Source organism: Chryseobacterium indologenes (genome assembly GCA_016025055.1).
In the GTDB taxonomy this organism is placed as follows: domain Bacteria; phylum Bacteroidota; class Bacteroidia; order Flavobacteriales; family Weeksellaceae; genus Chryseobacterium; species Chryseobacterium indologenes.
Genome location: CP065590.1, coordinates 1,405,499 through 1,431,641, shown reverse-complemented (window position 1 = coordinate 1,431,641; position 26,143 = coordinate 1,405,499). Strand labels below are relative to the sequence as shown.

Genomic DNA, 26,143 nt, shown 5'->3' with positions numbered 1-26,143 from the left:
AGGGACAACTATGTGATAATTGCCTTTTGATGAGATTTTTAAACAGAATTTAATTTTGAGAGAATATCATTTAAAACTCACGTAATCATCAGAATAGCAATGCTTATTTATTATTCTAAAAATGCTTAAATTTAGCCATCTAATAAATCTGAAAGTATGAGACGGGAAGTTCAGAACAAAACTCCTCAATTTAACATCACTGAAAAGGAAACTGAAATTTATCCATTCGAAAAAGATGGATTGGAGTTGAAATCTTCTTATAAAGCTGTAGATGTTAAAAATAAAGAATTAACACAGACTTCTCCAGGAATTGAACCTTACCTGAGAGGACCGTATTCCACCATGTATGTTCAAAAGCCCTGGACAATCCGCCAGTACGCAGGTTTCTCAACGGCAGAAGAATCCAATGCTTTCTACAGAAGAAATCTCGCTGCCGGTCAGAAAGGTCTCTCAGTAGCTTTTGACCTTGCTACACACAGAGGATATGATTCTGACCATACAAGGGTTGTAGGTGACGTTGGAAAAGCAGGAGTAGCCATTGATTCCGTTGAAGATATGAAGATCCTTTTCAACGAAATTCCTTTGGACCAGATTTCTGTTTCCATGACGATGAACGGTGCCGTACTTCCGATTTTGTCTTTCTATATTGTCGCTGCCGAAGAACAGGGAGTAAAGCAGGAATTGCTTTCCGGAACCATACAGAACGACATTCTGAAGGAGTTCATGGTAAGAAATACCTACATCTATCCGCCCGCACCTTCCATGAAGATCATTGCAGATATTTTTGAATATACTTCTCAGAACATCCCGAAATTCAATTCCATTTCCATTTCAGGATACCATATGCAGGAAGCAGGAGCCACTCCCGTATTGGAAATGGCCTATACCTTGGCAGACGGTCTTGAATATGTAAGAACAGGGATAAAAGCAGGCATGAATGTAGATGATTTCGCTCCCAGACTTTCATTCTTCTGGGCGATCGGAATGAATCACTTCATGGAAATTGCTAAAATGCGTGCTGCAAGATATATCTGGGCGACCCTTTTAAAGCAGTTTAACCCTCAGAATCCTAAATCTCTAGCATTAAGAACCCATTCTCAGACTTCAGGATGGTCACTGACAGAACAGGAACCTTTCAATAATATCACAAGAACAGCTATTGAAGCCCTATCTTCAGCATTAGGCGGAACACAATCCCTGCATACCAATGCATTGGATGAAGCAATTGCCCTGCCTACAGACTACTCAGCCAAAATTGCCAGGAATACCCAGATTATTCTTCAGCAGGAAAGCGGAATATGTGATGTGGTAGATCCTATGGGAGGAAGCAATTTAGTAGAAAGCCTTACCCAACAAATGATTGAAGAGGCAATGCGCTACATCGATGAGGTAGAGCAGGAAGGCGGAATGACCAAAGCCATTGAAGCCGGAATTCCGAAAATGAGAATTGAAGAAGCCGCAGCCAAAAAACAGGCAAAGATTGATAGTGGTGAAGAATTTATCATCGGAGTCAATTCATTCAGGTCATCATTAAAGCAGGATGCCATCGAGATCCTTGATATTGATAACACAGAAGTCCGCAGGAAACAGATCGAAAGACTTGAATCCATCAAAGCTGAAAGAAATCCTGAAGCCGTGGCACAAATCTTAAACGATATCCGTGAAAGTGCTAAAACAGGAAAAGGAAACCTATTGGCATTGTGTATTGAAGCAGCAAGAAGAAGAGTTACTCTTGGTGAAATGAGCGATGCCATGGAAGAAACCTTCGGAAGATATAAAGCAAACATTAAAACCATCTCTGGAGTATATGCCATGAATGCAGGTAAAAACGAATACTTTGAAAAAGCCCTTAATCTGACTCAGAAATTTGAAGAAGAAGAAGGGCGACGTCCAAGGATCATGGTCGCAAAAATGGGCCAGGACGGGCATGACAGAGGAGCGAAAGTGGTAGCTACCGCATTTGCCGATATGGGATTTGATGTAGATGTTGCTCCATTGTTCCAGACTCCGGAAGAAGTAGCCAAGCAGGCGGTAGAAAATGATATTCACATTTTGGGAGTATCTTCACTCGCTGCAGGACACAAAACACTGGTTCCTCAGGTCGTGGGAGAACTTAAGAAACTGGGAGCTGACGATGTTGCCATCGTTGTTGGAGGAGTTATTCCTCAACAGGATTATGAATTCCTGTATGCAAACGGTGCCGACTTTATCTTCGGTCCGGGAACCAACCTTCCGAAATGTGCGGTTGAGATTTTAGAACGATTATTAGCCCAGTCTTCCAATCAGTAGACAGGCAATACCATAAAAAAAGCTGCTTCAATTTTGAAGCAGCTTTTTTATTTCTTGATTTCAACAATTTTACCGTCATCTAAAATCTGGTAATATGCTTTGGTGATGCTTTGGCTCTCCCCATCTAAGGTATGATCCGTAGTGACGGTCACCTTACCGCTTTTACTGATTTCATAGCTGCTGAACTCTTCTTTCTTATCATCCTTTCCAGGATCGAACCAAATGCCTTCTACATAAGCTTCACCGATGATGCTGTTTTTTACTACAGTAAGCAGGTAGTAGCGGTAATCAAAATCTCCGCAATCCATCGGAACGAGAATAAGCTCCATCCCTTTATACTGCGTTAACGGAAAATATCTGAACTTGGGTTCCCCACAGGTATATTGTTCTGAACCTTCCGGTAAGAAATCGGTTTCTATAAACTTGACATCTACTCTTGGAAGACTTTCTAAAGGCAAACTGTATTTTCCCTTTTGTAAGCCGGATTTTTCATGTGCAGGCTCAGTCTTTGCCTTTCTCCATTTTTCAATAGATATATAATCTCCCGAAACAGGTTCCATAATTTCCAGCTGATCACATTCATTACCCGAAGCCCGAAAAATATGATACGTTTCAAAACGGTCAGGTCCGTTATATCCCGCAGAAATAGAATAGTTCCAGATACCATTAACCTTTGTACTGTCTACTAAAAAGGCAATGCCGCTTTTCCCATTAGTCAGAGAATCCAGAAATTTAGCCTGTTCCTTCATTTCATCAAGATCAAGGATTTTTTTCATGAAACCGGTTGAATAACAAGCCTTGTCCAACACCTTTACTTCTTCTTTTTTTGCTGTGGATTCTTTCTTACACCCGATAAACAATAGCGGAAGTAAGCCTAACAAAAGTCTATGCATGAAATTAATTTTTTCACAAAAATAAGATTTAAAAAATTGAACATTTGAAAAATAGTTATATATTTGCACCTGAAAATCAAGTTTAACCATTTAAAAACAACGAAGCAATGTTCAGAAATAAACAGAATTCTACAGTTGGATTGCCACTTTTCGTGGTAAGGCTTCGTGGTTTGGTACAGTCTTAGAATAATAGTACAAAGAAATATCAACACCCGGAGTCATATAGATTTCGGGTTTTTTTATTGCGCAATATTTCAAACTTAAGTTTCCCCGAAATCTTTTAGTGTCGTTAAAGGATAAAAAATTGGATGAGTCTAATCTCAAAACAATATATGTCCGTCATTGTCAATGCATCAACTAATATTTTAGTTGAAAAAAGGAAAAGATACAAAACAGATCTTTATTTATTGGTCTTGTATCTGATATCCTGTGTCTTAACATGGAAAATGATTACCTTCTGTCCCTTCGCTTAAGAAATCTGAGGAGCAGAAAAAGAACAAAAAGAAAAGATGTAGAAAAACAGATCAGAAAAAAGTTTAAACGTAGTGAAGAACTTTGGAAAATAAAGAGAAATACTCCGCCGATTCCTTTAGATAGTCCTTATCAAAGGGGATTTGTAAGATTCTTTGTCGTCAGGGATGACGTCATGAGATCCAAAGATGGAGAATTTTTTGAAGAAATTCTAAGGAAAATCAATACCTGGATGTACTCCGAAAGCCGCCAGTTTCTCAAAAAGAAAAGGAAATTCGGGAGGAGAATATATGTCGAAAAAGAACAAAAGCTCAAGACGATCTCTTCCTGGTCCTGGAATGATCCGAAACTGGGACTTACAGCAAGGGAAAGACAATATTTCCTGAAATACGAAGAATACTGCCCTTATCGGAAATGCAACGAAGTATACTACGAATTTACTGAGCCATGGAGGTTTACCTTAAGGATAAGACCCAATATGATTACCCACTATAAGCCTGTAGACTTTGAGATGGAAAAAGAAATTGCAGAGCTGGAAGCTTGTCTGCAGCAGCATAAAACAGTAGGGATTATCCACAAAAAAATCTATGGTAAATCATACCGGTGGAGATCACAAAAAGAAGATGTACATCTTATCAGAAGCGGGAAATATTTTACCTGCGCACTTTCTGCAAAAGAGATTGCAGAATGCTTTCAGGACGTATAAGTCCGACTATTATTTAAAACCAAAAAAATGGGAAATTTAAAACTAAAAGGAAAAGATATATTAAAACTAGGCTATCCGAACAATCAAAGTGTAAATGTTGCTTTGGAAGTCATGAAAAGAAATTTTGCAACCAAAAATATTCATCACGTAAAATCTCTTTTAAAAGAAATCCTGATTAATCCGGAGAATTTTGAAAAAGACTTAACCTTCGGGCAGATCGCAGAAACATTGCTTTCTTCAAAAAAGACAGAAAAAAGACAGCTGAATTCACAGCGCGCCTCATTTCAGATCTTTGGGAACAATATTTCAGAAGAAGCAAAAAACCAGCTGTACACCGCACTGAAACTACCGGTTTCTACACAGGGCGCTTTAATGCCTGATGCCCACAGCGGATATGGGCTTCCGATCGGAGGAGTTCTTGCCGTAGAAAATGCAGTCATTCCTTACGGAGTAGGCATGGATATAGGTTGCAGAATGAGCCTCAGTATTTTGGATACGCCGGTTTCATATCTCAACGGAGCAAGGGATAAATATGAAAAAGCCCTTGCAGAACATACAAAATTCGGAATGTATGAGACCCATAAGTCTCACATAGACCATGAGATTTTCGAAAGGGATACTTTTGATCTCATTCCGGTTTTAAGAAGATTAAAAGGTAAAGCCATCAAGCAAATGGGATCTTCCGGCGGTGGAAATCACTTCGTAGAATTCGGGGAAGTGGAAATCACTGAAGAAGAAGACCAGATCGGCCTTCCCAAAGGAAAATATCTGGGAATACTTTCTCATAGCGGTTCCAGAGGATTGGGAGCAGAGATTGCCCAGTATTATTCAAGAGTAGCTGCAGACCAATGCCCTCTACCCAAAGAAGCACAACAGTTTGCCTGGCTTGACCTCAGTACACACCTCGGATTGGAATACTGGACTGCCATGAACCTCGCCGGAGACTATGCTTCCGCCTGCCATGACGACATCCACAGAAGATTGGTGAAAGCCGTCGGCGGTAGAGTGAAAGCCAGGATTGAGAACCATCATAATTTTGCATGGAAGGAAATTCACAACGGAAAAGAAGTTATTGTTCACAGAAAAGGAGCCACTCCTGCCAACGAAAATGAATTGGGAATGATTCCCGGATCAATGACCGAAAAAGGATTTATCGTCCGCGGAAAAGGAAACCCGGAGTCTTTGAATTCTGCTTCACACGGTGCGGGAAGAGCCCATTCAAGAGGAGAATGCAGAAGTCTTTTCACCCAAAACGATATCAAAAAAGAGTTGAAACTCAAGAACGTTACCTTAATGGGTGGAAATGCAGAAGAAGCACCGATGGCCTATAAAAACATTCATGAAGTGATGAACGCACAAAGCGAGCTGGTAGATATTCTGGGAACATTTCAACCGAGAATTGTAAGAATGGACCGATAGCTTTTGGCTATTCAGGAGCTTAATCCCGCTTTCCGCACTCGCTATTTTTCTTTTGCAAAAGAAAAATGAGCTCAGACAAATGCTGCAATCGGGGCTAAATCTAACAGGTTTCAAAAACCTGTTAGGTTTTAATAACAATACAAAAAAGACGATAAACAGATTATGATAATCAGGAAATAATCAGATGCCTGCCTTATCACTTAAAAAAACAAAGCAATGGGAGCACCACATAACATAAAAAGATATGGAGAACTATGGCCGGAATTCAGAATCCTGCTGGGTCTTGAAATTTTAAATAAACTTAAAAATAAAGTTATCATATCAGGAGGATGGGCCTGGCATTTTATGTCAGAACCTGGGCACACAGAATATAAGCATGCTCACGATCACAAGGATATCGATGTTTTTGTAAAAAGAAAAACGTAGCTGAGGTTGTAATGATCCTGCAGAATGAAGGATTTCAGAAAGTATGGACCCGCTACGATCATTTACCAAGTCAGGAAAACTTCCGCAGGTATGAGAAAACAGTAGAACTGGAAAACGAAAAATTTCACAGAATTACCATCGATTTTTTTGAAAGAAATGACCTGGAAACGGTAGAATCGAATGGGTTCACAATCGTGGAACCTGAGCTGCTGCTTTCCTTTTACAGAAATATCCATTCCAGTGACAGATGTTGGGCAGTAATGGCTGCAAAAGATTTATTACAAAAGGGAATTGATCCTTTAGGACATCCCAGATTAAGCGAAATACCAAAATAACATGGAAAAATTAATACAGATAACTTCCGGAAGAGGACCTTTAGAATGTCAGTGGGTTGTTGCCAAAGTGCTGAAAACTTTTCTTGAAGAAGCAATACAAAATAAGATAGACTACGAAATCATCCATCGTGAAAACGGCGATGAAAACCTGACGTTGAAATCCGTAACTCTTCTCTTAAAAGGAGAAGAACTATCCCTTTTTTTAAAAAACTGGGTGGGAAGCATTTGTTGGGTAGGGAAGAGTACCTTCAGAAAACTGCACAAAAGAAGCAACTGGTTTATTGGGGTCTTTGAATTGGAAAATCCTGAAAAGATAGATTTCAGGGAAAGAGATATTAAGTTCCAGACGGCAAGAAGCCAGGGTAGTGGAGGGCAGAATGTAAACAAAGTCAATACCGCAGTGAGGGCTACCCATATTCCAAGCAGACAATCTGTATTTGTACAGGATTCACGATCACAGTTGGAGAATAAAAAACTTTCTGTGGTCCGGCTGAAAGAAAAAGTGATGGCAATGCACGTTCAGCAATTGGAAAAGAAAATGAGAGAAACCTGGACACTTCAGATACAGGTGCAGCGTGGAAGCCCTGTACGGACATTTTCCGGAACAGATTTTAAAAAAAATTATGAAGACAAATCCTTTAAAAAAAAGAGATGTACCCTAAGAAATGAATTAAAAAAATATAGCCGTGACCCTAATTAAAAAGAAATACTCTTGTCTGAAAAAAGAAGAAATATAACCGCGCTTTTGAACCTTTGTAAAAATGGCTAAGCGAGTCAGTTATTACAGACAAGAAGAAAAAGAGCAAACGGTAAAATTTTATTTTTTATAAAATTCATACAATTGTTTGAAATGGTATAAATAATTCATAGATTTATCGAATAAAAAGCGATTATATGAATAAAAAATTATTTTTACTGCCAATTTCTGTAGCGGCGTTTTTTGCCTTTGGTCAGGTAAATGCACAGAATTCTACAAAATTGATTCAGGATTATTACCAAAAAAGTGGGAAACTAACGCAAAAAAATGGCAGCAATGACAAAGTGGGCGTGGTCATTTTAAACGAGGATCCTTCCAAAAGCCTGGGCGCCAATATTGTTAATGTACAACAAACCTACAACGGACTGAAGCTTTATAATGCTTTAGGAAAAGTAATCATTAAAGGAGATAAGATTATTTCTGAAAAAAATGATTTCAGCAGAGATGTAGTGATTGCTAATGCTCTTCAAAAAGAACAAAAATTTTCGGAAAGTTTTCTGAAGCAACAACTGGGATTAACAAAAATTGCAAGTGCCGATTACGCTTCTGATGTCTATTTTGAAAAAAATGGAGTATATGTTCTTTCCAAAGAAATTTTTGTATCAGACGGAAACTCTTCAGATGTATGGCATATTATATTGGATGCCGGTTCGGGAGAAATTCTCAATAAAGATAATATGACATTGAGCTGCCATTTTGATCATACCTCAGATTCAGTCGAAAAATCTGGGGAGATTCAGGAATCTCAAAATATGGTAGATCAACCAATCAATTTTAAGGAGACGATTAATAGTACAGCAGGTAATCTGCTCGTACCTTCCAATGCTTCCTATAATATTTTTCCACTTCCTATAGAGGCACCAACATTTGGAAATCGTAGCATTGTCAATAATCCTTGGGACCTGGTAGCTTCCCCCGAAGGATGGCATTCGGATGGCACCAATAGCTATACCAATACAAGAGGAAATAATGTATATGCCTATTCTGATCAGGATAATGCCAATACTCCCGGATATTCACCGGACGGAGGAAGTGTTCTGAACTTTAATTTTCCTTTCGCGGATGACAGATATGCCAATCCGTTTACCTATAGAGATGCCGCCGTTACCAATTTGTTTTATATGAACAATAAAATGCATGACATATTCTATAAGTTTGGATTCACTGAGGCGGCAAGGAATTTTCAGACCAATAACTTTGCCAATGGAGGAATTGGAGGTGATGCAGTAAGAGCTGAAGCGTTTGACGGAAGTGGTCTGAATAATGCCAATTTTAGCTCCGGATATGAAAGAGTAACTACTTCGGGGCAAATTCAGGTCTCAGCACCAAGAATGCAAATGTATCTGTATGACAGAACACAAACAGCAGATGATCCAATTGTAAGATACCAATATAACGCTCCCGCAACCATTGTAAACAGACCTAAGGCCTTAACCGCCGGTGCTTCATTCGGTCCTATTTTTGGCCCTGCCGTTACGGGTGATCTTGTCGTTTCTGTGCCTGCTGATGCTTGTACTGCGCCGGCAGCAGGAAGTCTTACCAATAAAATAGCTCTGATAACAAGCACGAGCTGTGAATATGGACTTAAAGTACTCAATGCGCAAAATGCCGGTGCTATAGGAGTAATTGTTTACAGGCCTGCTGTTGATGCCCCTGTAGGTATGGGTGCAGGAAATTCCGGAAGCCAGGTAACCATTCCATCCATCAATATTGGTAAAACAGAAGGCGAATTTATGGTCGCAGAGTTGAACAACGGTCCCGTGAATGTCACATTGAATTTTGATTACAGTGGCTTCAAACATTCAAGTTTTGATAATGGAATTATCGCTCATGAATATGGGCACGGAATTTCAAACAGACTTACGGGACAAGGATATAGCTGTCTTTCTGCAACCAATACAACAGAACAAATGGGTGAAGGCTGGTCCGACTATTTTGCTCTGATGATTACCACAAGACCTGGTGATACCTCTGCTCTTGCAAGAGGAGTAGGTACCTATCCAAAAGGACAACCTGTGACCGGAGTAGGGATCAGACCGGCTAAATATTCTCCTGATTTTGGAGTAAATGATTATACGTATGCCAAAACGAATACTGCAGTGATCCCGCACGGAGTCGGATTTATCTGGGCTACGATGCTTTGGGACCTTACCTGGAAGTATATTGAAAAGTACGGGTATAATAGTGATGTTTTGGCAAGCCCTGCATCAGGAAATGCCAAAGCACTTCAGATTGTGATGGATGGTCTTAAATTACAGGCTTGCAGCCCGACATTTATTGACGGAAGAGATGCTATTCTTCAGGCAGATGCCGTTGGAAACGGAGGCGCAGATAAATGTATGATTTGGAACGCATTTGCAAAAAGAGGATTGGGAGTAGGCGCTTCAGCAGGTGTTAAAACAGTGGCAAATGACCAGGTTGAAGACTTTACAGTTCCTCAAGAATGTAATACAACTTTAGCAGTTCAGGACAGCAAAATGGCAGAGACTAAATTTATCATATTTCCAATTCCTACTTATGACGAATTTTTCGTAGGAAATATCGATAAATCCTCAAAAGAAGTTAAAATAAGAATGTTTGATATGTCAGGGAAATTAGTACTTACCGATTCAAGGGAAGCCGATTCTAAGAAAGCAATTTCTACCAACGGATTCCAGAAAGGAGTATATATGGTTCATATCCAACAGGGAGATAAAACTCAGGTTGAGAAATTGATCGTACGATAAATTTCAAACCACTATAACTATAAAAAAGGAAAACATATTCTGTTTTCTTTTTTTGTAATATTTCAGAAAAAAGAAGCAAATATTATAAATAATTTATAGATTTGTTTGATAAAAAGTGATTGTATGAATAAAAAACTATCTTTATTGCCAATGTCTGTGGCGGTGTTCTTTTGCTTTACACAACTTAATGCTCAGAATTCAACAAAATTAATTCAGGACTATTATCAAAACAAGGGACAATTAATCCAAAAAAATAATGCTAATAATAAAAGTGGATTTATCATTTTGAATGAAGATCCATCCGAAAGTTTAGGAGCCAATGTTGTTAATGTGCAACAAACGTATGATGGCTTGAGAGTTTATAATGCACTGGGAAAAGTAATCATTAAGGGAGATAAGATCATCTCTGAAAATAATGATTTTAGCAAAAATATAACAGTCGCTCTACAAAAAAAGGTACAGGAGAGATTTTCCGAAGATGCATTGAAACAAAGACTTGGATTAGAGAATATTGCAAATATAGACTATCTTCCTAATGTCTATTTTGAAAAGAATGGAGTACATGTTTTATCAAAAGAATTGTTTGTATCAGATAAAAGCTCGTCAGATATCTGGCATGTTGTTGCTGATGCAGAGACTGGTGAAGTATTGAGCAAAAGCAATATGACAATCAGCTGTAAATTTGAAGGTAACACAGACTCACATCTGCAAAACGTTGAATTGGTAAAAAGAGATTCAAATGCTGATCAGAATACATTCATGAATTGGCTTGCACCTACTAATGCATCCTACAATGTTTTTGCGTTGCCTGTAGAAGCACCTACATTCGGAGCTCGTTCGATAGTAAATAACCCATGGGATATAGCAGCATCTCCGGAAGGATGGCATTCGGATGGTACCAATAACTATACGAATACAAGAGGGAATAATGTTTATGCCTATTCAGACCAGAATAATACCAATACTGCAGGATATTCGCCAGATGGAGGAAGTGGTCTTAGCTTTAATTTTCCTTTTGCAGACGGAAGATATGAAAACCCACTAACCTACAGAGATGCGGCAGTAACCCAATTATTTTATATGAATAATAAAATGCATGATATATTCTATAAATTCGGGTTTAACGAACCAGCAAGGAATTATCAGACCAACAATTTCGGAAAAGGAGGAATGCAGGGTGATGCCGTAAGAGCGGAAGCATTTGACGGAAGTGGTTTAAATAATGCCAATTTCAGTTCAGGATATGAAGTCGTTATTTCCGGTCAGACCTATCTTGCAGCACCGAGAATGCAAATGTATCTCTGGGATAGAGCTCAAAGTGCAGCAGATCCTATTTCCAGATATCAATACAATTCCCCCTCATCTATGGTAGGCAGGCCTAAAGTAGTTACCGGCGGAGCGGCATTCGGTTCTCTCTTATTGGGAGGTCCTCCCGTAACAGGAAATATCATGGTGGCAATACCTGACGATGCCTGTACTGCAATTGCTGCAGGAAGTATGGCTGGGAAGATAGGTCTTGCTAAAAGAGGAACTTGCAGCTTTGCTAGTAAAGTAAAAAAATGCAGGAAGCAGGAGCAATCGGAGCTATTCTCTATGATCCTGTTAATGCCGATCCTATTTCTATGGGAAGGGACAATGCGGTTACAGGAATCACGATCCCTTCTCTTATGATGGGAAAAGCTGAAGGAGAATATCTTGTAGCGCAGGCCACAGCAGGAGCAGTGAATGTCACATTAGATTTCGATTATAGCGGTTTTAAACATTCAAGTTTAGATAATGGAATTGTAGCCCATGAATACGGACATGGCATTTCAAATAGATTAACAGGTCAAGGGTATGATTGTCTAAATTCAGCAGAGCAGATGGGCGAAGGCTGGTCAGATTATTTTGCCCTGATGCTTACAACAAGACCAGGTGATACGTCTGCTTTAGCCAGAGGTATGGGAACCTATACCAACGGGGAGCCCACTACAGGTGTTGGGATCAGACCTGCAAAATACTCTCCTGATTTTGGAGTCAATAGTTTCACCTATGGAAGTACCAATTCAATGAATGAATCCCACTCTATAGGTTTTGTATGGGCTACTATGCTCTGGGATCTTACCTGGAAGTATATAGAAAAATATGGATACAACAGTGATGTTACAGCAAGCAATACTTCCGGAAATGCTAAAGTGTTACAATTAGTAGTAGATGGATTAAAATTACAAAGCTGTAATCCGTCATTTATTGATGGAAGAGATGGCCTTCTTCAAGCTGATGCTCTTGGAAATGCTGGCGGAGACAAGTGTATGATCTGGGCTGCTTTTGCTAAGAGAGGTCTTGGCGTAAATGCTTCTGCAGGAAGTAGTACGGCCCTTAACGATCAGGTGCAGGACTTCACTGTTCCGACGGAATGCGGAACACTTGCAACTCAAGATCTTAAGACTTTAGATCATAAATTTGTTGTTTTCCCGAACCCTACTTATGACGAATTCTTCGTAGGAAATATCGATAAATCCTCAAAAGAAGTTAAAATAAGAATGTTTGATATGTCAGGGAAATTAGTACTTACCGATTCAAGGGAAGCCGGTTCTAAGAAAGCAATTTCCACCAACGGATTCCAGAAAGGAGTATATATGGTTCATATCCAACAGGGAGATAAAACTCAGGTTGAGAAATTGATCGTACGATAAATGAGATAATGAATAAAACAAAAAATAAGCTTTCGTGAGAAAGCTTATTTTTTGTTTACAGAAATCAGATAATCATAGACCATTTGATGTTGATCATCATTAAGTTTCGCTTTTGGAGCCATTCTGCTCAATGTTTTTATCCATCCCTGATTGTCATGTTTAGTAGGTTCCGGTAATTGATGGCATTTTGCGCAGGAATTTTCAAAAATAGTTTTCCCCTGAGCTAATTTTTCAGATGAGGTATACTTAGGTCCTGTTACGGCCGTACTTTTAGGTCCGCAGGACAGCAAAAAAGCTGAAACTACAATGCCGATTAAAATTGTCTTTTTCATACCTTTATTTGTTTTTGATGTTGATTATTTTTTAGCAGAAACGATATAATCGTATACCCACTGATGCTGCTCATCCGTAAGCTTTGCCTTTGGAGCCATCGAGTTCATAATTCCCACCCATTGTACAGGATTATGTGAGGCTGGATCCGGCAGCTTATGGCACTTTCCGCAAGAATTTTCAAAAATGGTCTTCCCCTGTGCAATCTGATCTGCTGTAGAGGTTGAAGTGCCGGCAGTTGCAGCAGCTGTTGATGCTTTAGGTGTACAAGAAACAAGCAGGATACTCGTAAATGATGCAACAGCAATAAGTCTTTTCATACGTATTATTTTGATATATAACAAATGTAATAAATTCCTCAGGCCTTTGATACTGAGTGATGTAGTTTTAATTTAGAAGAAATAAAAATTAAAGTAGTGCCGGATCAACAACAGATGACTGTAAATATGGAATCTGTTTTTGCGTTTCATTAAATACAGGTATTGATCATTCCCTTTTTAATTATTATTTTTGAATCAATGAAATTTTCTACAGAAGAACTAATAGAAGGAATACGATCACGAAACAAACGCCTGATTGCAAAAGCGATTACATTAGTTGAAAGTAAAAAAGCAGACCACAGAATACAGGCCGAGGACCTTTTAAAAAAAATAATGCCTTTTACCGGAAACTCTGTGAGAGTGGGAGTAACAGGAGTACCCGGTGCCGGAAAGTCTACTTTTATTGAAAGTTTCGGGAGGCTGGCTATTGCTCAGGGCAAAAAAGTGGCAGTCCTCGCCATAGATCCGAGTTCTTCAATCAATAAAGGAAGTATTTTGGGTGATAAAACCAGAATGGAAGAACTTGCAAAAGAAGAAAATGCCTTTATACGTCCTTCCCCAAGCTCGGGATTTTTAGGAGGGGTCGCCAACACAACTTTTGAGACCATGATGATCTGTGAAGCAGCAGGATACGATTATATTTTAATAGAGACCGTAGGAGTAGGACAATCTGAAGTTCTCGTTGCTGATATTACCGATGTTTTCCTGTTTTTAAAAATTATCGGAGGCGGAGATGAGCTTCAGGGCATAAAACGAGGCATTATGGAGATGGTAGACCTCATTTTTATCAATAAAGTTGATCAGGATAACCTGCAGAAAGCCAAAAATACAAGACTTGAACTGAAACGGGCACTGGATTTTATTCCCGCTAAAGAAAAAGGATGGAAAATTCCTGTTCTACTGGGATCTGCCTTACACAATGAAGGACTGAAGGAAATTTATGATAAGATTTCAGAATTTATTGATCTCAAAAAGAAAGCCGGACGTTTTGAAGAAGTCCGTACCCAACAGGCAGAAAAACGTTTTGAATATTGGGTTCAGGAATATATTTTATCGCTCATGAAAAAAAGCAATACAGTGGAAGAAGCTTATCTTATGCATAAAAAAATGCTTCGGAAATGGTTTCTAATCCAAGTACCGAAGCAAAATTATTTGTTGAGAAATTTTTATCCAGTGAAAATAGGAATTAAGGTTTGGCCTTATCCTGCTTTACGGCAAGTTTTGAAACGTAACCGTCATACGTTATCGGCTGTCTGTCATTACTTCTCATAGAGACAAATGCTTTTCCGTTTTTGAAAATTTCAATATTCATCTCATCCACATTGCTTACATCGTTGGGTTTAATCTTTAAAGTCCATGTTCCTTTTTTATTTTGAGACTTATTGATAGTGAAATCTTTTGAGGTAAATCGAAAACTGTTACTGTCTGTATTGCCATATGATGTATTGAACGCCCTTCCGAAATAAGGTAGCACAACATCAACTGTTTTTTTAGTAACATCAATGCTATATTCCCCGTTAAGGTTCAACATTCGGGCTGCAGCAGAATTCGGAATTGAATTGATAACATTGATGACATCATAATTCATAGGATTTGCCCTCTGTGCATTGAAGGTAAACTCCTGAGCGTCTACCAGAGTATCCACCGTTTTTGAATCTAATGACCCTTGTGATGCACAGCTCTGAAATAAGAAAAGAAATCCAAAGATCATCAGAAGAGAAATATATTTTTTCATAATTGAATAATTATTACATTTAAATAGCAAAATGTATGCAAATTTATTCTTTCAAGAGTTTTTTGGAATAAAAATTGTTAAGGTTGAATTATTAACACTCAAAATATGAAATTTACACATCTATTTGGAATTGGAGCTATTGCTCTGTCGGTCGCTGCTTGTACTACAAACCCGATCACGGGAAGATCGTCTTTACAGCTGGCCAATAATTCAGAAATTTTAACAATGTCTGCACAGGAATATAAAACGACATTGTCTAAAGGTAAAGTGATTACCGGAACATCAGATGCAAAGAGAGTGGTGAATGTAGGAAACAGAATTAAAAACGCAGCAGAAAGATATTATCAGAGTATAGGAAGGTCAGCAGATCTGGCCAATTACAGTTGGGAATTTAATCTTTTGCAAAGCAATGAGCTCAATGCATGGTGTATGCCGGGAGGTAAAGTAGCCGTTTATACCGGGATTTTACCTATTACAAAAGATGACAACGGACTTGCAGTAGTAATGGGTCATGAAGTATCCCATGCACTGGCAGGACACGGAAACGAAAGAATCTCCCAGGCTATGATGGCCCAGTATGGAGGAGCAATTCTAGGAGGAGCAATCTCCAATGCACAATGGGCAAGCGTTTTTCAGAAAGTATACCCGATCGGATCTCAGGTTGCTTTATTGAAATATGGAAGAAACCAGGAATCTGAGGCGGACAAAATGGGACTTTATCTGATGTCTATGGCAGGATATGACCCGAGGGCAGCCATTCCTTTCTGGAATAGAATGGAAGGAGCTTCATCAGGAGCAAGACAACCTGAATTCTTGTCTACCCACCCAAATCCTGAAACAAGAATCTCAGATATTAATAATGATTTACCAAAAGCTTTGGAATATTATAAGGCTGCGGGAGGAAAAATATAATTAGAATTTTAATCTTGAGTGAAGCCTTATTAAATTTTTAGTAAATTTGGTAAGGCTTTTTTATGTAACCACCTAAACACAATATTATGAAGAGTTTATCAATTACCGGACTTATACTGTTAGCTGTTTCTGCTTTACTTTTTTATCTTACAACTGATTTTGCCGTAGAGCAAATTAAAATTTCTCATATCATGGGAATGATGGCAGGAGTTGGGATAGGGCTTATCATCGGTGGCCTGGTTGGCTATGTCAGCAAAGGAAGTGCTATGAAAGCTGAACAAAAGAAAAAAGAATTCAAGCAATTACAAAAAGAGAAAGAAGAACTGGAAAAGCAGGCTGCTGATATTGCAAAGCGCCAGGCTGAACTGGACAATCAAAATAAAAATCCTCAAGTCTAGACTTGAGGATTTTTCAGTTGTTATTTTCGATAGTTGATTAAAACTTATATCCTAAACCTACCATAAACAGGTTCGGACGGTTGTCGTATCTGATCTCAGAACCTGAAACTTTGTTGATAAAGTTTCTCTGATCTTTACTGAAAGCTCCTTCATATTTCGCATTCACAATCAGCTTTTTAATTTCAAGCTGAGCTCCGAACTGGTATCCCACAGTAAAATCATTTTTGGCATTTTCTTTAAAATCATTGTACGTATTGTCTTTGTTCAGATTAAAACTTCCGACAGGACCTACGAAAACGCCAAGCATATTACCTAAAATATTATATCCTAAAAGAACCGGAACATCGATACGGTTGCTTTTCACATCAAACGTAGTGTTCTCTGTTGTAAACTCATTCTTGAAATGGGTATAATAAATTTCAGGCATTACAAACAATGAAGTAGGAAGTCCTACTTTTAATGAAAGTCCCACGTTGAACCCTACATTGTTTTTACCTGTTCCCTGAATAGCATCATTCACGGTTCCTTTGATATTTGACCACGAAGGTGAGCCTGTAGGAAATATTATATTAGCCTTACCTGCCAGTGAAATCTGTGCAGAAGCCCACATTGAAAACCCTATTAACGCTACACTAAGTACCTTTTTCATTATCGTCTATTTTTGTAATTGTATTTTCAATCGTTTTATTATTTTCAAGTAAATATTCTCGCAGCTCTTTAAACAGTTCTGAAGAATAAACGAAATCGATCAGATTTTTATTGCCTGCAGTGATCAGAATATCTTTATTACCTTCCCATTCTTTGAGTCCCAATCTCAGGTATACAATTTTTTCACCAATGGTCATCACCGAGTTCATATCGTGGGTGTTGACGATGGTAGTTGTATTATATTCTTTGGTAATCTCATACAGAAGATCATCAATAACCTTTGATGTATAGGGATCAAGCCCTGAATTGGGCTCATCACAGAACAGATACTTCGGGTTATTGACAATTGCTCTTGCAATAGCAACCCTTTTTGCATTCCTCCGGAAATTTCTGAAGGATATTTTTTATCAGCTTTATCAAGGTGAACTCTACCGATTACCTCAAAAACACGTTTCTTTTTTTCTCTGTACGTCAGATTGGTAAACATATCAAGAGGGAACATGATATTTTCTTCCACAGTTAAGGAATCAAATAAGGCACTTCCCTGAAATACCGTTCCAATTTCTGAACGAAGATGCTGCTTTTCCTCACGGTTCATCGTATTGATATCCTTCCCGTCAAAAAGGATTTCTCCGGATGAAGGCATATAAACATTCAATAAACTTTTAAGAAAAACTGTTTTTCCGGAACCACTCTGCCCAATGATCAGGTTTACTTTTCCTTTATCAAATGACGTTGAAATTCCCTTAAGTACTTCAACATCTCCAAAACTTTTCCTAAGATCTTTTACCTCAATCATTAGCTTAATATTAATTGGGTTAAAATTAATTCCGAGATAATGATGAACACCATGGTCCATACTACCGCCTGTGTACTGGCTCTACCTACTTCCAGCGATCCCCCTTTCACATTGTATCCGAAATAAGAAGGTACAGTGGCGATGATGAATGCAAACACGATGGTTTTCACAAATGCATAATAGATGAACAGGTTGGGCATATACATCTGGATCCCTACTATATAATCATTCTCTGTCCAGTTTCCTGTCAAAATTCCGGCAATATAACCTCCGCAGATACCAAATACAATACTGATGGCAATAAGAAGCGGATTAAAAAGGACGCACGCAATAATTTTTGGAAAAATTAAAAAATTGGGAGAATTAACACCCATGATGTCCAAGGCATCAATTTGCTCGGAAACCCTCATGGTACCAATACTGGATGCAATATATGAACCTACTTTTCCGGCTAAAATTAAGCTGATGATGGTAGGGGCAAATTCTAAAACCAATACTGCTTTTGTAGCATATCCTACAAATGAAGGAGGAATGGGAAATGATGATGCATCAAAGTTGTTGAACATCTGAATAGCAACTACAGCCCCCACAAAGATCGATGTGAAGACTACAAGCCCGAAAGAATTGACTCCCAAATCATTAATTTCTCTCATGAACAGCTTCCAGAACACCCTCATTTTCTGAGGTTTCTGCAAGGATTTTCCCAGAAGGATTATATATTCCCCTACTGCTGTGAAAAACTTTTTTAACATACCGCTAAATTAGACTTTTTTATTTAATTAGGCCAGTGTCAAGATGAAAGACTGATGGTCATTTACTGTTAAAATTATACCAATCTTAGTATCAGCCTGAACTTATTTTGCATTTTTATCTCCACCGATAACTAATAGTATAGTTTTTAGAATAATGACAAGATCCAGAGCAAAGCTCCAGTTTCTTACATAAAACGAATCGGCAAGAACTCTTTTTTTCATATCTACCTCTACATCTCCATAGTCGCCACGCAACCCACTCACTTGTGCCAGGCCTGTAATACCGGGATTTACCATACTTCTTAAGCTGTATCTTCCGATTTTTGGCTTGTAATAATTATCTACAGACAACATATGAGGACGGGGTCCCACCACAGACATTTCTCCTTTTAGTACGTTCAAGAACTGTGGCAGCTCATCAAGGCTTGTTTTTCTTAAAAACCTGCCAACTCTGGTTATTCTTGAATCATTGGCCATGGTTGTTTTAGTGGCAGATTCATCATTGATGACCATTGTCCTGAATTTAATGCACTTAAAAACTTCTTCATGGAAACCGTATCTCTTTTGAAGGAAGAAAACCGGCCCTTTTGAAGTTGTTTTGATTAAAATAGCGATAATAGGAAATGCCCACGAACAAATAAAAAGCAATACCAGGACAGAAAAAATATGTCAAACGTTCTTTTCATCAGGAAGTTGGAATAATAATCCAGAGGATATCTTGCCTGATTCAGCACCGGTTGTGTTTGAATATAACCAAGGTCGTACAGGAAAAAATCATTCTGCGTAATACTTGGTATCAAAGAAATGTGAATCTTATTGTCTTCAGCCAGCTTAAAAATCTGGTTTTCCAGTTCCTCATTATACGAGTTTTCCGTCGATATAAACAACGTATGAATCCCGTTTCTTTTCCAGAAACTGACCAACTCGTGGATGTTAGACTCCGAACCTTCATAGGTAAAGATCCTGTATCCGTAGTCTTTACGGCTTTTAAAAATACTCTTTAAAATTTCAGTGGAACTATTATCTCCTAAAAACATGACATTCCTGTGGTTGATCCCAAGTGAGCGGAAATATTTTATGGCAAAATAGATCAGCGATTTGGTCAGAAAGATGCAGATCAGAAGATAAAACGACAGCCAATATATATCTGTATTAAAAAAAACGTTTTTGCTTACTTTCCCTATAAGCAGGACACCGAGAATAAAAAACAGGAAGTGGGTAAAAAGCCTTTCCAGGAATAAAGTATAGGTAAGGTTCCTGGCGATATTGTATATTTTTGTCCTGCCGCTTAAAAGCACCCAGAACAAAAATAACAATATCAGAGAAAAAACATTCTGGTACCAGGTTTCTTCACTGTATTTTAAACTTTCGTTTCTGCTTATAAAAAAGAATATAAAAATAGATGCAATAACCATCAGGTCAAGCAAAATAATAATCGATTTCAGGTATCTAGAGTATCGAATTCTCTGCATCTATCGGGGGTTATCAGATACGGCAAGCTAATGTACGTTTTTTTACGGGATATTCAGATATTTATGGGTCTGAACTGAAGCCTGCCATTCAGGATGTTCCAGGATGAAATCTGTGATCTTAGGATACATCTCATTTCTCTTGCTCCATTCGCTTTGCAGATAAAGTTTGCAGTTTTCAGATACTTTTGCCGCCTGCTCCTGAGCAAAGGTAAGATCATGGTTGTTGAATACAATGACTTTAAGCTCGTTAGCTTTTTGGTAAATCTCTTCTTTTGGAAGCCCGGTTTTCTTCGGCGACAACGTAATCCAATCCAGTTGCCCGCTCATAGGATATGCGCCGGAAGTTTCAATATGAATGGTACATCCGAGTTCTTTCAGCTTGGATGTCAGTAGGTCTAAATTCCACATCAAAGGCTCTCCACCGGTCAGAACTATTGTTTTACAGTATTTTGCTGCTGTTTCCGCAATGTCTTCAGCATTCATCAGCGGATGAAGATCCGGGTTCCAGCTTTCTTTTACATCGCACCAGTGGCACCCGACATCGCAGCCTCCCAATCGAATGAAATAAGCGGCTTTCCCGGTGTGTGCTCCTTCTCCTTGTAAAGTGTAAAAATGCTCCATCACAGGGAGCATTTTACCTTCTTTTAATAAAATATCTTGATCTTTATTCATCTTAAAATTAGTCGTTATAAACCGACGTTTTGTATGCAATGATTGTATTTTTCATCAACATTGCTCTGGTCATTGGGCCAACTCCTCCCGGTACAGGGGTGATCCAGCTTGCTTTAGCAGCACAGCTGTCAAAATCTACGTCACCGGCAAGATGGTAACCTTTTGGAGAATCGTCATCTACTCTTGTAATTCCTACATCTACGATGACAGCTCCGTCTTTTATCATATCTCCTTTTAAGAAATGAGGATCACCTAAAGCCGTGATAACGATATCTGCTTTTTTAGTGTATTCTTCAATATCTTTGGTGTAGGAGTGGGTAAGAGTAACAGTAGAGTTCCCCGGGAAATCTTTTCTTCCCATAAGGATGCTCATCGGTCTCCCTACAATTTTACTTCTTCCGATAATTACACAGTCTTTCCCTTTGGTTTCAATATTATATCTTTCTAATAATGTTAAAATCCCGAAAGGAGTAGCCGGTAAGAATGTATCCATTTCCAATGCCATTTTTCCGAAATTTTCAGGGTGGAAACCGTCCACATCTTTTCTGGGATCAATAGCATTGATGATTTTTTCCTGATCAACCTGATCCGGTAAAGGAAGCTGAACGATAAAACCGTCTACTGCTTTAGACTTATTCAGCTCATCGATTTTTTCCAATAACTCAGATTCTGAAACTGTGCTTGGGAATTTAATCAGGCTTGACTGAAAACCAACTTCTTCGCAATCTTTTACTTTAGCGTTTACATAAGCCTTACTCGCCCCGTTGTTTCCAACAAGAATAGCAACCAAATGAGGTGCTCTTCTTTTTGCTTTCAAGGATTTTTTCCACTTCAACCTTGATCTCTGCTTTTATTTCTTTGGATACTTTCAGTCCGTCAAGAATTTCTGCCATTTTTACTTTTTATTACTTTATTAGATTTATTTACTTTTACTTTACTTCTTAAATTCTTTGTAGTAATTGATCAAACCATTGGTAGAACTGTCATGAGAGCTTACTGCTTCATTATTCTCGAGTTCAGGAAGGATTTTGTTGGCTAATACTTTTCCTAACTCCACACCAAACTGGTCAAAGCTGAAAATATTCCAGATCACCCCCTGAACGAAAATTTTGTGTTCATACAAAGCGATAAGCTGACCTAATGAAAAAGGAGTTAATTCTTTGAATAATATGGAGTTGGTTGGAGTATTTCCGTGGAAAACTTTGAAGTTGACCAACCTTTCAATTTCTTCGTCAGATTTTCCTGTATTTCTAAGCTCTTCTTCAACCTCTTCTTCCAGCTTTCCGAAGGCAAGTGCTTCAGTTTGCGCGAAAAAGTTAGCTAATAATTTATCCTGGTGGTCAGAAACTTTATTCGGACTTTGTGTATAGGCAATAAAGTCTGCAGGAATGAGTTCTGTGCCCTGGTGGATCAGTTGATAAAATGCGTGCTGACCATTGGTACCCGGTTCTCCCCAGATAATAGGTCCGGTTTCATATTCTACAAATTCGCCGTTTCTGTCCACACATTTTCCGTTACTTTCCATATCTCCCTGCTGAAGATAAGCTGCAAACCTGTCGAGGTATTGAGAATAAGGCAGGATTGCATAGGTTGTCGCTGCGTAGAAATTGCGATACCAGATTCCTAACAGTCCCATTAGTACAGGGATGTTTTCAGAGAAATCAGCTGTCTGGAAGTGCTGATCGGTATCAAAAGCACCTCTTAAAAGCTGTTCGAAATTTTCATATCCTACGGAAAGTACTATGCTTAATCCAATGGCACTCCACAACGAATATCTTCCGCCTACCCAATCCCAGAACTCAAATATGTTTTCTTCTGCGATTCCGAACTTTTTCACTTCTTCAATATTAGTAGATAAGGCAACAAAGTGCTTTGCCACATCTTCCTGTTTTCCGGCTTTCAGGAACCAGTCCTTTGCCGAATTCGCATTGGTCATCGTTTCCTGGGTCGTAAAGGTTTTGGAAGCAATGATAAATAAAGTAGTTTCAGGATTTAGGCCTTTTACCACTTCGGCGATATGGTTTCCATCTACATTGGAAACAAAATGAACGTTTAATCTTGTTTTGAAATGCTTTAAAGCGGAGCAAACCATTACAGGACCAAGGTCTGACCCTCCGATACCGATATTAACGACATCTGTGATCTCTTTTCCGCTGAAACCTGTATGTTCTCCGGAAATAATTTTCCCGGAAAAAGATTTCATATGGTCAAGAACTCTTTTGATCTGTGGTTTGATATTTTCTCCGTCCACAAAAATTTCGCGATCTGAGAAGTCTCTTAATGCTGTATGCAGAACAGCTCTTCCTTCTGTCTCGTTGATTTTGTCACCGGAGAACATTTTGGAAATAGCGTCTTTTAACTGGCATTCTTCGGCCAGATTCAATAAAAGGTCTTTAGTTCTTGAATCGATTAAGTTTTTAGAATAATCAAAAAGATAGTTATCCTTTTGCAAAGAAAATTCTGTAAAACGGTTAGGATTATACTGGAAAAGAGTTCTTAAGTCAAAGTCATTTCCTCCGAAATGTTCATCAAGGGCTTTCCAGCTATTGGTTTGTATAGGGTTTATTTTTGATAGCATATGTTGGGAATTAAATGGGTTCAGAAATAAATTAACTGATTAAAAATTTTTAAACGTATAATGCTTTATTTCTGATTTGCAAATTTAAGGAAAAATAAAACCTCAATTAAATTTGAAGATGATAAATAACAATTTTTTAAAAAACAATCATGCAAAACACTATAAATTTTAGTTTCAGTTAGGAGTATGTCAACATAGAATTTGTTTGCCGGATGTATAAAAGCTATCTCAAAAAAGATAGCTTTCAGTAAAATCTAAAATTATGATGATAACGCTTAGGTTAGGATAGTCTTATTTCTGTGCGTTAGAAGGTTCCGATTTGGTGACTTTTCTTTTTCTTAAAAAATAGATGATTCCACCGGCAATTAACAGGAGCGGCCAGATATTGATCATGGCAACGATGATTTTCTGGATCAGATAAAAGCCGTACACAAACCCGTCTTTTGCATCATAGAGAAAATTATATCTGTATTTATTATCAATACTGTTGGTATTGGTAACAGCGATTTCTGCGATACGTACTTTGGGCTCTTTAATATAAATATCTACAGTGCTGTACTTCAGGTGATCTGTCATATTTATATTAGCCAGTTTTTGAAGATTTCCTTCCGACATATTTTCGTCGTCCAGGTTTACTTTATCCTTATTAGTTTTAAGTTTGTTTATATTTTCGGAGGTTTTCTGATTTCTTTTGCTTTCCCATTCAGAGTATTTGATATTGGATGTAACATCTTCAGCGTTGATGGTTCTTGAGTTAAGAAATAACTTATTAGTATTGATAAATGTTAAAAATTCCCCTAGCTTTTCAGTGGGTACCCGGACCTGCATCTTATTTTCCGTCTGGTATTTCTTAATCAACATGGCTTCCTCATCCGAGGTGTTATAGGTGTCCTGTGATATCACGTTGCTCTGCAGATTGCTGTTGATGACAAAACCGCCAAGCTCCTGAACTGATTTTTCAATAGAAATAGTGGCATTATAGACATCATTTACTTCCATATTCACGTCTGCCGTTTTGATAAACTGTTTGTTTTCTACTTTCATGCTCGCTGCTGAAGAAACACTGTCTGATGCCATAGCACTGGCTGAATCTGCAGAAGTATAGGTTTCCGGGCCATTGATAGAAGCTTCCCCTTTTTTACATGAATATATTCCCAAAAGGATCATGGCTGATATTGATAATCTGATGTACGTTGTTTTCATAGTGTTGATCTTTATGTTTTGCTTGAGTCAAAGTTCTGCATGGATCTTTTGTAATGATTGAAAATCAGAAGTAAAAAAAATGTAAAAGTGATTTTTCGAAGTAAATTACTGTAAATAAGTTATTTGTAAAATATAGGTAACGATGGTGAATTGGTTTCGGAGCAAAATTTGCTTATCTTTTTACAAACCAAATCACAATATATCATTATGTCAAATACCTTTTCTAAAATCAGAAACGCAATCGGATTATTCACTTCTATAGATTTTGATCAGTTGAGCACCATTTCCCAAAAAGTGGATTTGCCAAAACTGATGAATAATTTTTCAAAACTCGACGATAAACAGCTTGCAGGATTAGTGAAAATGCTTGATCCTGATAAAAAAAAGAAAGAACTTCCCCCTATTGACGGAGATTTTTATGATATCTACCATACACTATCCCCCGAACAACGGGAAATTCAGCTTAAAGTAAGAGATTTTATGGAAAAAGAAGTGAAGCCTCTGGTGAATCATTACTGGTTAAGAGACGAATTTCCTTTCGAGTTGATTCCGAAATTTCAAAAACTGAATATATGTGGTGTTACCTATGAAGGATATGGTTGCCCCGGAATGCCTTTTCTGATGGAAGGTGTTATTGCAATGGAAATGGCCAGAATTGATGCTTCTATCGCTACCTTTTTTGGAGTACAGTCCGGGTTGGCGATGGGCTCAATTTATATCTGTGGTTCGGAAGAACAAAAACAAAAATGGCTTCCACAAATGCAGAAGTTTGAAAAAATCGGGGCTTTTGGACTTACAGAGCCGGAAGTAGGATCCGGTGCAGCCGGAGGACTAACCGTTACCTGTAAAAAAACTGATGAAGGCTGGGTTCTTAACGGGCAGAAAAAATGGATAGGAAATGCAACTTTTGCAGATCTCGTTATTATCTGGGCAAGGGATTTGGATAGCGGAGAAGTGAAAGGTTTTATTGTAGAAAAAGATAATCCCGGGTATTCTGTGGAAAAAATCAAGGGAAAAATGGCGTTAAGAATTGTTCAGAACGGATTGATCACGTTGAAAGACTGCGTCGTTACAGAGGATAACCGTTTACAAAACGCAAACTCTTTCAAAGATACAGGAAAAGTACTGCGAATGACCCGTGCCGGAGTAGCATGGATGGCCACAGGGTGTGCAAGGGGAGCTTATGAAAGTGCATTGGCATATACACGAACAAGGGAGCAGTTTGGAAGGCCTATTGCTTCATTTCAGATGATACAGGGGCATCTCGTGGAAATGTTATCTAATCTTACCGCTATGCAGACTATGGTTTTCAGATTGTCCGAAATGCAGGACGAAGGTATTTTAAAAGACGAACACGCTTCGCTTGCCAAAGTATTCTGTACATTAAGAACCCGGGATATCGTTTCCAGGGCACGTGAAGTGATGGGAGGAAACGGAATTCTGCTGGAATATGATGTAGCAAGATTTGTAGCAGATGCCGAGGCGATCTATTCATACGAAGGAACAAAAGAAATCAATTCGCTCATCGTAGGACGATCGATTACCGGCTTCAGTGCTTTCGTATAATGTATTAATAGCAGGTAGCAGATGATTAATATTGATAATCTGCTACCTGCAATCTGAAGTG

Annotated in this window: 19 protein-coding genes and 5 pseudogenes; 12 read left to right on the top strand and 12 right to left on the bottom strand. The window is 38.4% G+C overall.

The genetic code is table 11. The features are described from left to right. Positions 1–156 precede the first annotated feature (156 nt). Positions 157–2,289, top strand: coding sequence for a methylmalonyl-CoA mutase (gene scpA, locus H3Z85_06345; protein QPQ53010.1), 2,133 nt, complete (start codon positions 157–159; stop codon positions 2,287–2,289). Between the two features lie 47 nt (positions 2,290–2,336). On the opposite strand, the gene H3Z85_06340 is transcribed toward scpA, so the two are convergent. Continuing rightward, positions 2,337–3,182: a hypothetical protein gene (locus H3Z85_06340; GenBank protein ID QPQ53009.1), complete on the bottom strand. Its 846-nt coding sequence runs from the start codon at positions 3,180–3,182 to the stop codon at positions 2,337–2,339. 439 nt (positions 3,183–3,621) lie between these two features. Here H3Z85_06340 and H3Z85_06335 point away from each other — a divergent pair, with 439 nt between their 5' ends. The 7 genes and pseudogenes from H3Z85_06335 to H3Z85_06305 all read left to right on the top strand — a co-directional run bounded on the left by H3Z85_06335 (position 3,622) and on the right by H3Z85_06305 (position 12,697). Continuing rightward, positions 3,622–4,359, top strand: coding sequence for a hypothetical protein (locus H3Z85_06335; GenBank protein QPQ53008.1), 738 nt, complete (start codon positions 3,622–3,624; stop codon positions 4,357–4,359). Between the two features lie 27 nt (positions 4,360–4,386). Further along, positions 4,387–5,778 (top strand): RtcB family protein, encoded by a 1,392-nt coding sequence (locus H3Z85_06330; GenBank protein QPQ53007.1) that lies wholly within the window; start codon positions 4,387–4,389, stop codon positions 5,776–5,778. A 216-nt stretch (positions 5,779–5,994) separates the two neighbouring features. Next, positions 5,995–6,539 (top strand): annotated as a pseudogene (locus tag H3Z85_06325) (hypothetical protein). A gap of 1 nt (position 6,540) precedes the next feature. Next, positions 6,541–7,239, top strand: coding sequence for a peptide chain release factor H (locus H3Z85_06320; protein QPQ53006.1), 699 nt, complete (start codon positions 6,541–6,543; stop codon positions 7,237–7,239). A gap of 194 nt (positions 7,240–7,433) precedes the next feature. Beyond that, positions 7,434–10,022, top strand: coding sequence for a T9SS-dependent M36 family metallopeptidase (locus tag H3Z85_06315; protein QPQ53005.1), 2,589 nt, complete (start codon positions 7,434–7,436; stop codon positions 10,020–10,022). A gap of 123 nt (positions 10,023–10,145) precedes the next feature. Beyond that, the gene (locus H3Z85_06310; GenBank protein ID QPQ53004.1) at positions 10,146–11,693 is read left to right on the top strand and encodes a M36 family metallopeptidase; all 1,548 of its coding nucleotides are present in this window, start codon (positions 10,146–10,148) and stop codon (positions 11,691–11,693) included. After that, positions 11,582–12,697, top strand: a complete 1,116-nt coding sequence (locus H3Z85_06305) for a M36 family metallopeptidase (protein QPQ53003.1) — start codon at positions 11,582–11,584, stop codon at positions 12,695–12,697. Before H3Z85_06310 ends, H3Z85_06305 begins: the two co-directional genes overlap by 112 nt. A 44-nt stretch (positions 12,698–12,741) precedes the next feature. Here H3Z85_06305 and H3Z85_06300 read toward each other — a convergent pair whose 3' ends face one another. Both H3Z85_06300 and H3Z85_06295 read right to left on the bottom strand, forming a co-directional pair. Beyond that, entirely contained in the window at positions 12,742–13,029 is a 288-nt protein-coding gene (locus H3Z85_06300; protein ID QPQ53002.1) for a c-type cytochrome, read from the bottom strand. 24 nt (positions 13,030–13,053) lie between these two features. Further along, complete coding sequence (locus tag H3Z85_06295) at positions 13,054–13,347, bottom strand: cytochrome C (protein ID QPQ53001.1); 294 nt, start codon at positions 13,345–13,347, stop codon at positions 13,054–13,056. 198 nt (positions 13,348–13,545) lie between these two features. Between H3Z85_06295 and meaB the strand changes: the two are divergent. Continuing rightward, positions 13,546–14,537, top strand: a pseudogene (gene meaB, locus H3Z85_06290) (methylmalonyl Co-A mutase-associated GTPase MeaB). On the opposite strand, the gene H3Z85_06285 reads toward meaB, so the two are convergent. After that, the gene (locus H3Z85_06285) at positions 14,534–15,082 is read right to left on the bottom strand and encodes a DUF4251 domain-containing protein (protein ID QPQ53000.1); all 549 of its coding nucleotides are present in this window, start codon (positions 15,080–15,082) and stop codon (positions 14,534–14,536) included. The pseudogene meaB and the gene H3Z85_06285 overlap by 4 nt on opposite strands. A gap of 105 nt (positions 15,083–15,187) precedes the next feature. Here H3Z85_06285 and H3Z85_06280 point away from each other — a divergent pair, with 105 nt between their 5' ends. Beyond that, on the top strand, positions 15,188–15,994 hold the full coding sequence (locus H3Z85_06280; GenBank protein QPQ52999.1) for a M48 family metallopeptidase: 807 nt from the start codon (positions 15,188–15,190) through the stop codon (positions 15,992–15,994). 86 nt (positions 15,995–16,080) lie between these two features. Next, on the top strand, positions 16,081–16,392 hold the full coding sequence (locus H3Z85_06275) for a DUF1049 domain-containing protein (protein QPQ52998.1): 312 nt from the start codon (positions 16,081–16,083) through the stop codon (positions 16,390–16,392). Between the two features lie 37 nt (positions 16,393–16,429). On the opposite strand, the gene H3Z85_06270 is transcribed toward H3Z85_06275, so the two are convergent. The 8 genes and pseudogenes from H3Z85_06270 to H3Z85_06235 all read right to left on the bottom strand — a co-directional run bounded on the left by H3Z85_06270 (position 16,430) and on the right by H3Z85_06235 (position 24,516). Further along, the gene (locus H3Z85_06270) at positions 16,430–17,041 is read right to left on the bottom strand and encodes an outer membrane beta-barrel protein (GenBank protein QPQ52997.1); all 612 of its coding nucleotides are present in this window, start codon (positions 17,039–17,041) and stop codon (positions 16,430–16,432) included. Next, a pseudogene (locus tag H3Z85_06265) lies at positions 17,025–17,839 on the bottom strand (ATP-binding cassette domain-containing protein). Before H3Z85_06265 ends, H3Z85_06270 begins: the two are co-directional and overlap by 17 nt. Next, a complete protein-coding gene (locus H3Z85_06260; protein QPQ52996.1) occupies positions 17,839–18,591 on the bottom strand; it encodes an ABC transporter permease in 753 nt (250 codons plus the stop codon). The pseudogene H3Z85_06265 and the gene H3Z85_06260 overlap by 1 nt, the downstream one beginning before the upstream one ends. A 102-nt stretch (positions 18,592–18,693) precedes the next feature. Beyond that, a pseudogene (locus H3Z85_06255) lies at positions 18,694–20,063 on the bottom strand (exopolysaccharide biosynthesis polyprenyl glycosylphosphotransferase). 42 nt (positions 20,064–20,105) lie between these two features. Beyond that, positions 20,106–20,735, bottom strand: a complete 630-nt coding sequence (locus H3Z85_06250; GenBank protein QPQ52995.1) for a 7-carboxy-7-deazaguanine synthase QueE — start codon at positions 20,733–20,735, stop codon at positions 20,106–20,108. A 7-nt stretch (positions 20,736–20,742) separates the two neighbouring features. Next, positions 20,743–21,628, bottom strand: a pseudogene (locus H3Z85_06245) (bifunctional 5,10-methylenetetrahydrofolate dehydrogenase/5,10-methenyltetrahydrofolate cyclohydrolase). Positions 21,629–21,669: 41 nt separating this feature from the next. Further along, a complete protein-coding gene (gene pgi, locus H3Z85_06240) occupies positions 21,670–23,313 on the bottom strand; it encodes a glucose-6-phosphate isomerase (GenBank protein ID QPQ52994.1) in 1,644 nt (547 codons plus the stop codon). A gap of 291 nt (positions 23,314–23,604) precedes the next feature. Next, the gene (locus H3Z85_06235; GenBank protein ID QPQ52993.1) at positions 23,605–24,516 is read right to left on the bottom strand and encodes a DUF4349 domain-containing protein; all 912 of its coding nucleotides are present in this window, start codon (positions 24,514–24,516) and stop codon (positions 23,605–23,607) included. Positions 24,517–24,723: 207 nt separating this feature from the next. Between H3Z85_06235 and H3Z85_06230 the strand changes: the two genes are divergently transcribed. Next, on the top strand, positions 24,724–26,082 hold the full coding sequence (locus H3Z85_06230) for an acyl-CoA dehydrogenase family protein (protein QPQ52992.1): 1,359 nt from the start codon (positions 24,724–24,726) through the stop codon (positions 26,080–26,082). Positions 26,083–26,143 lie beyond the last annotated feature (61 nt).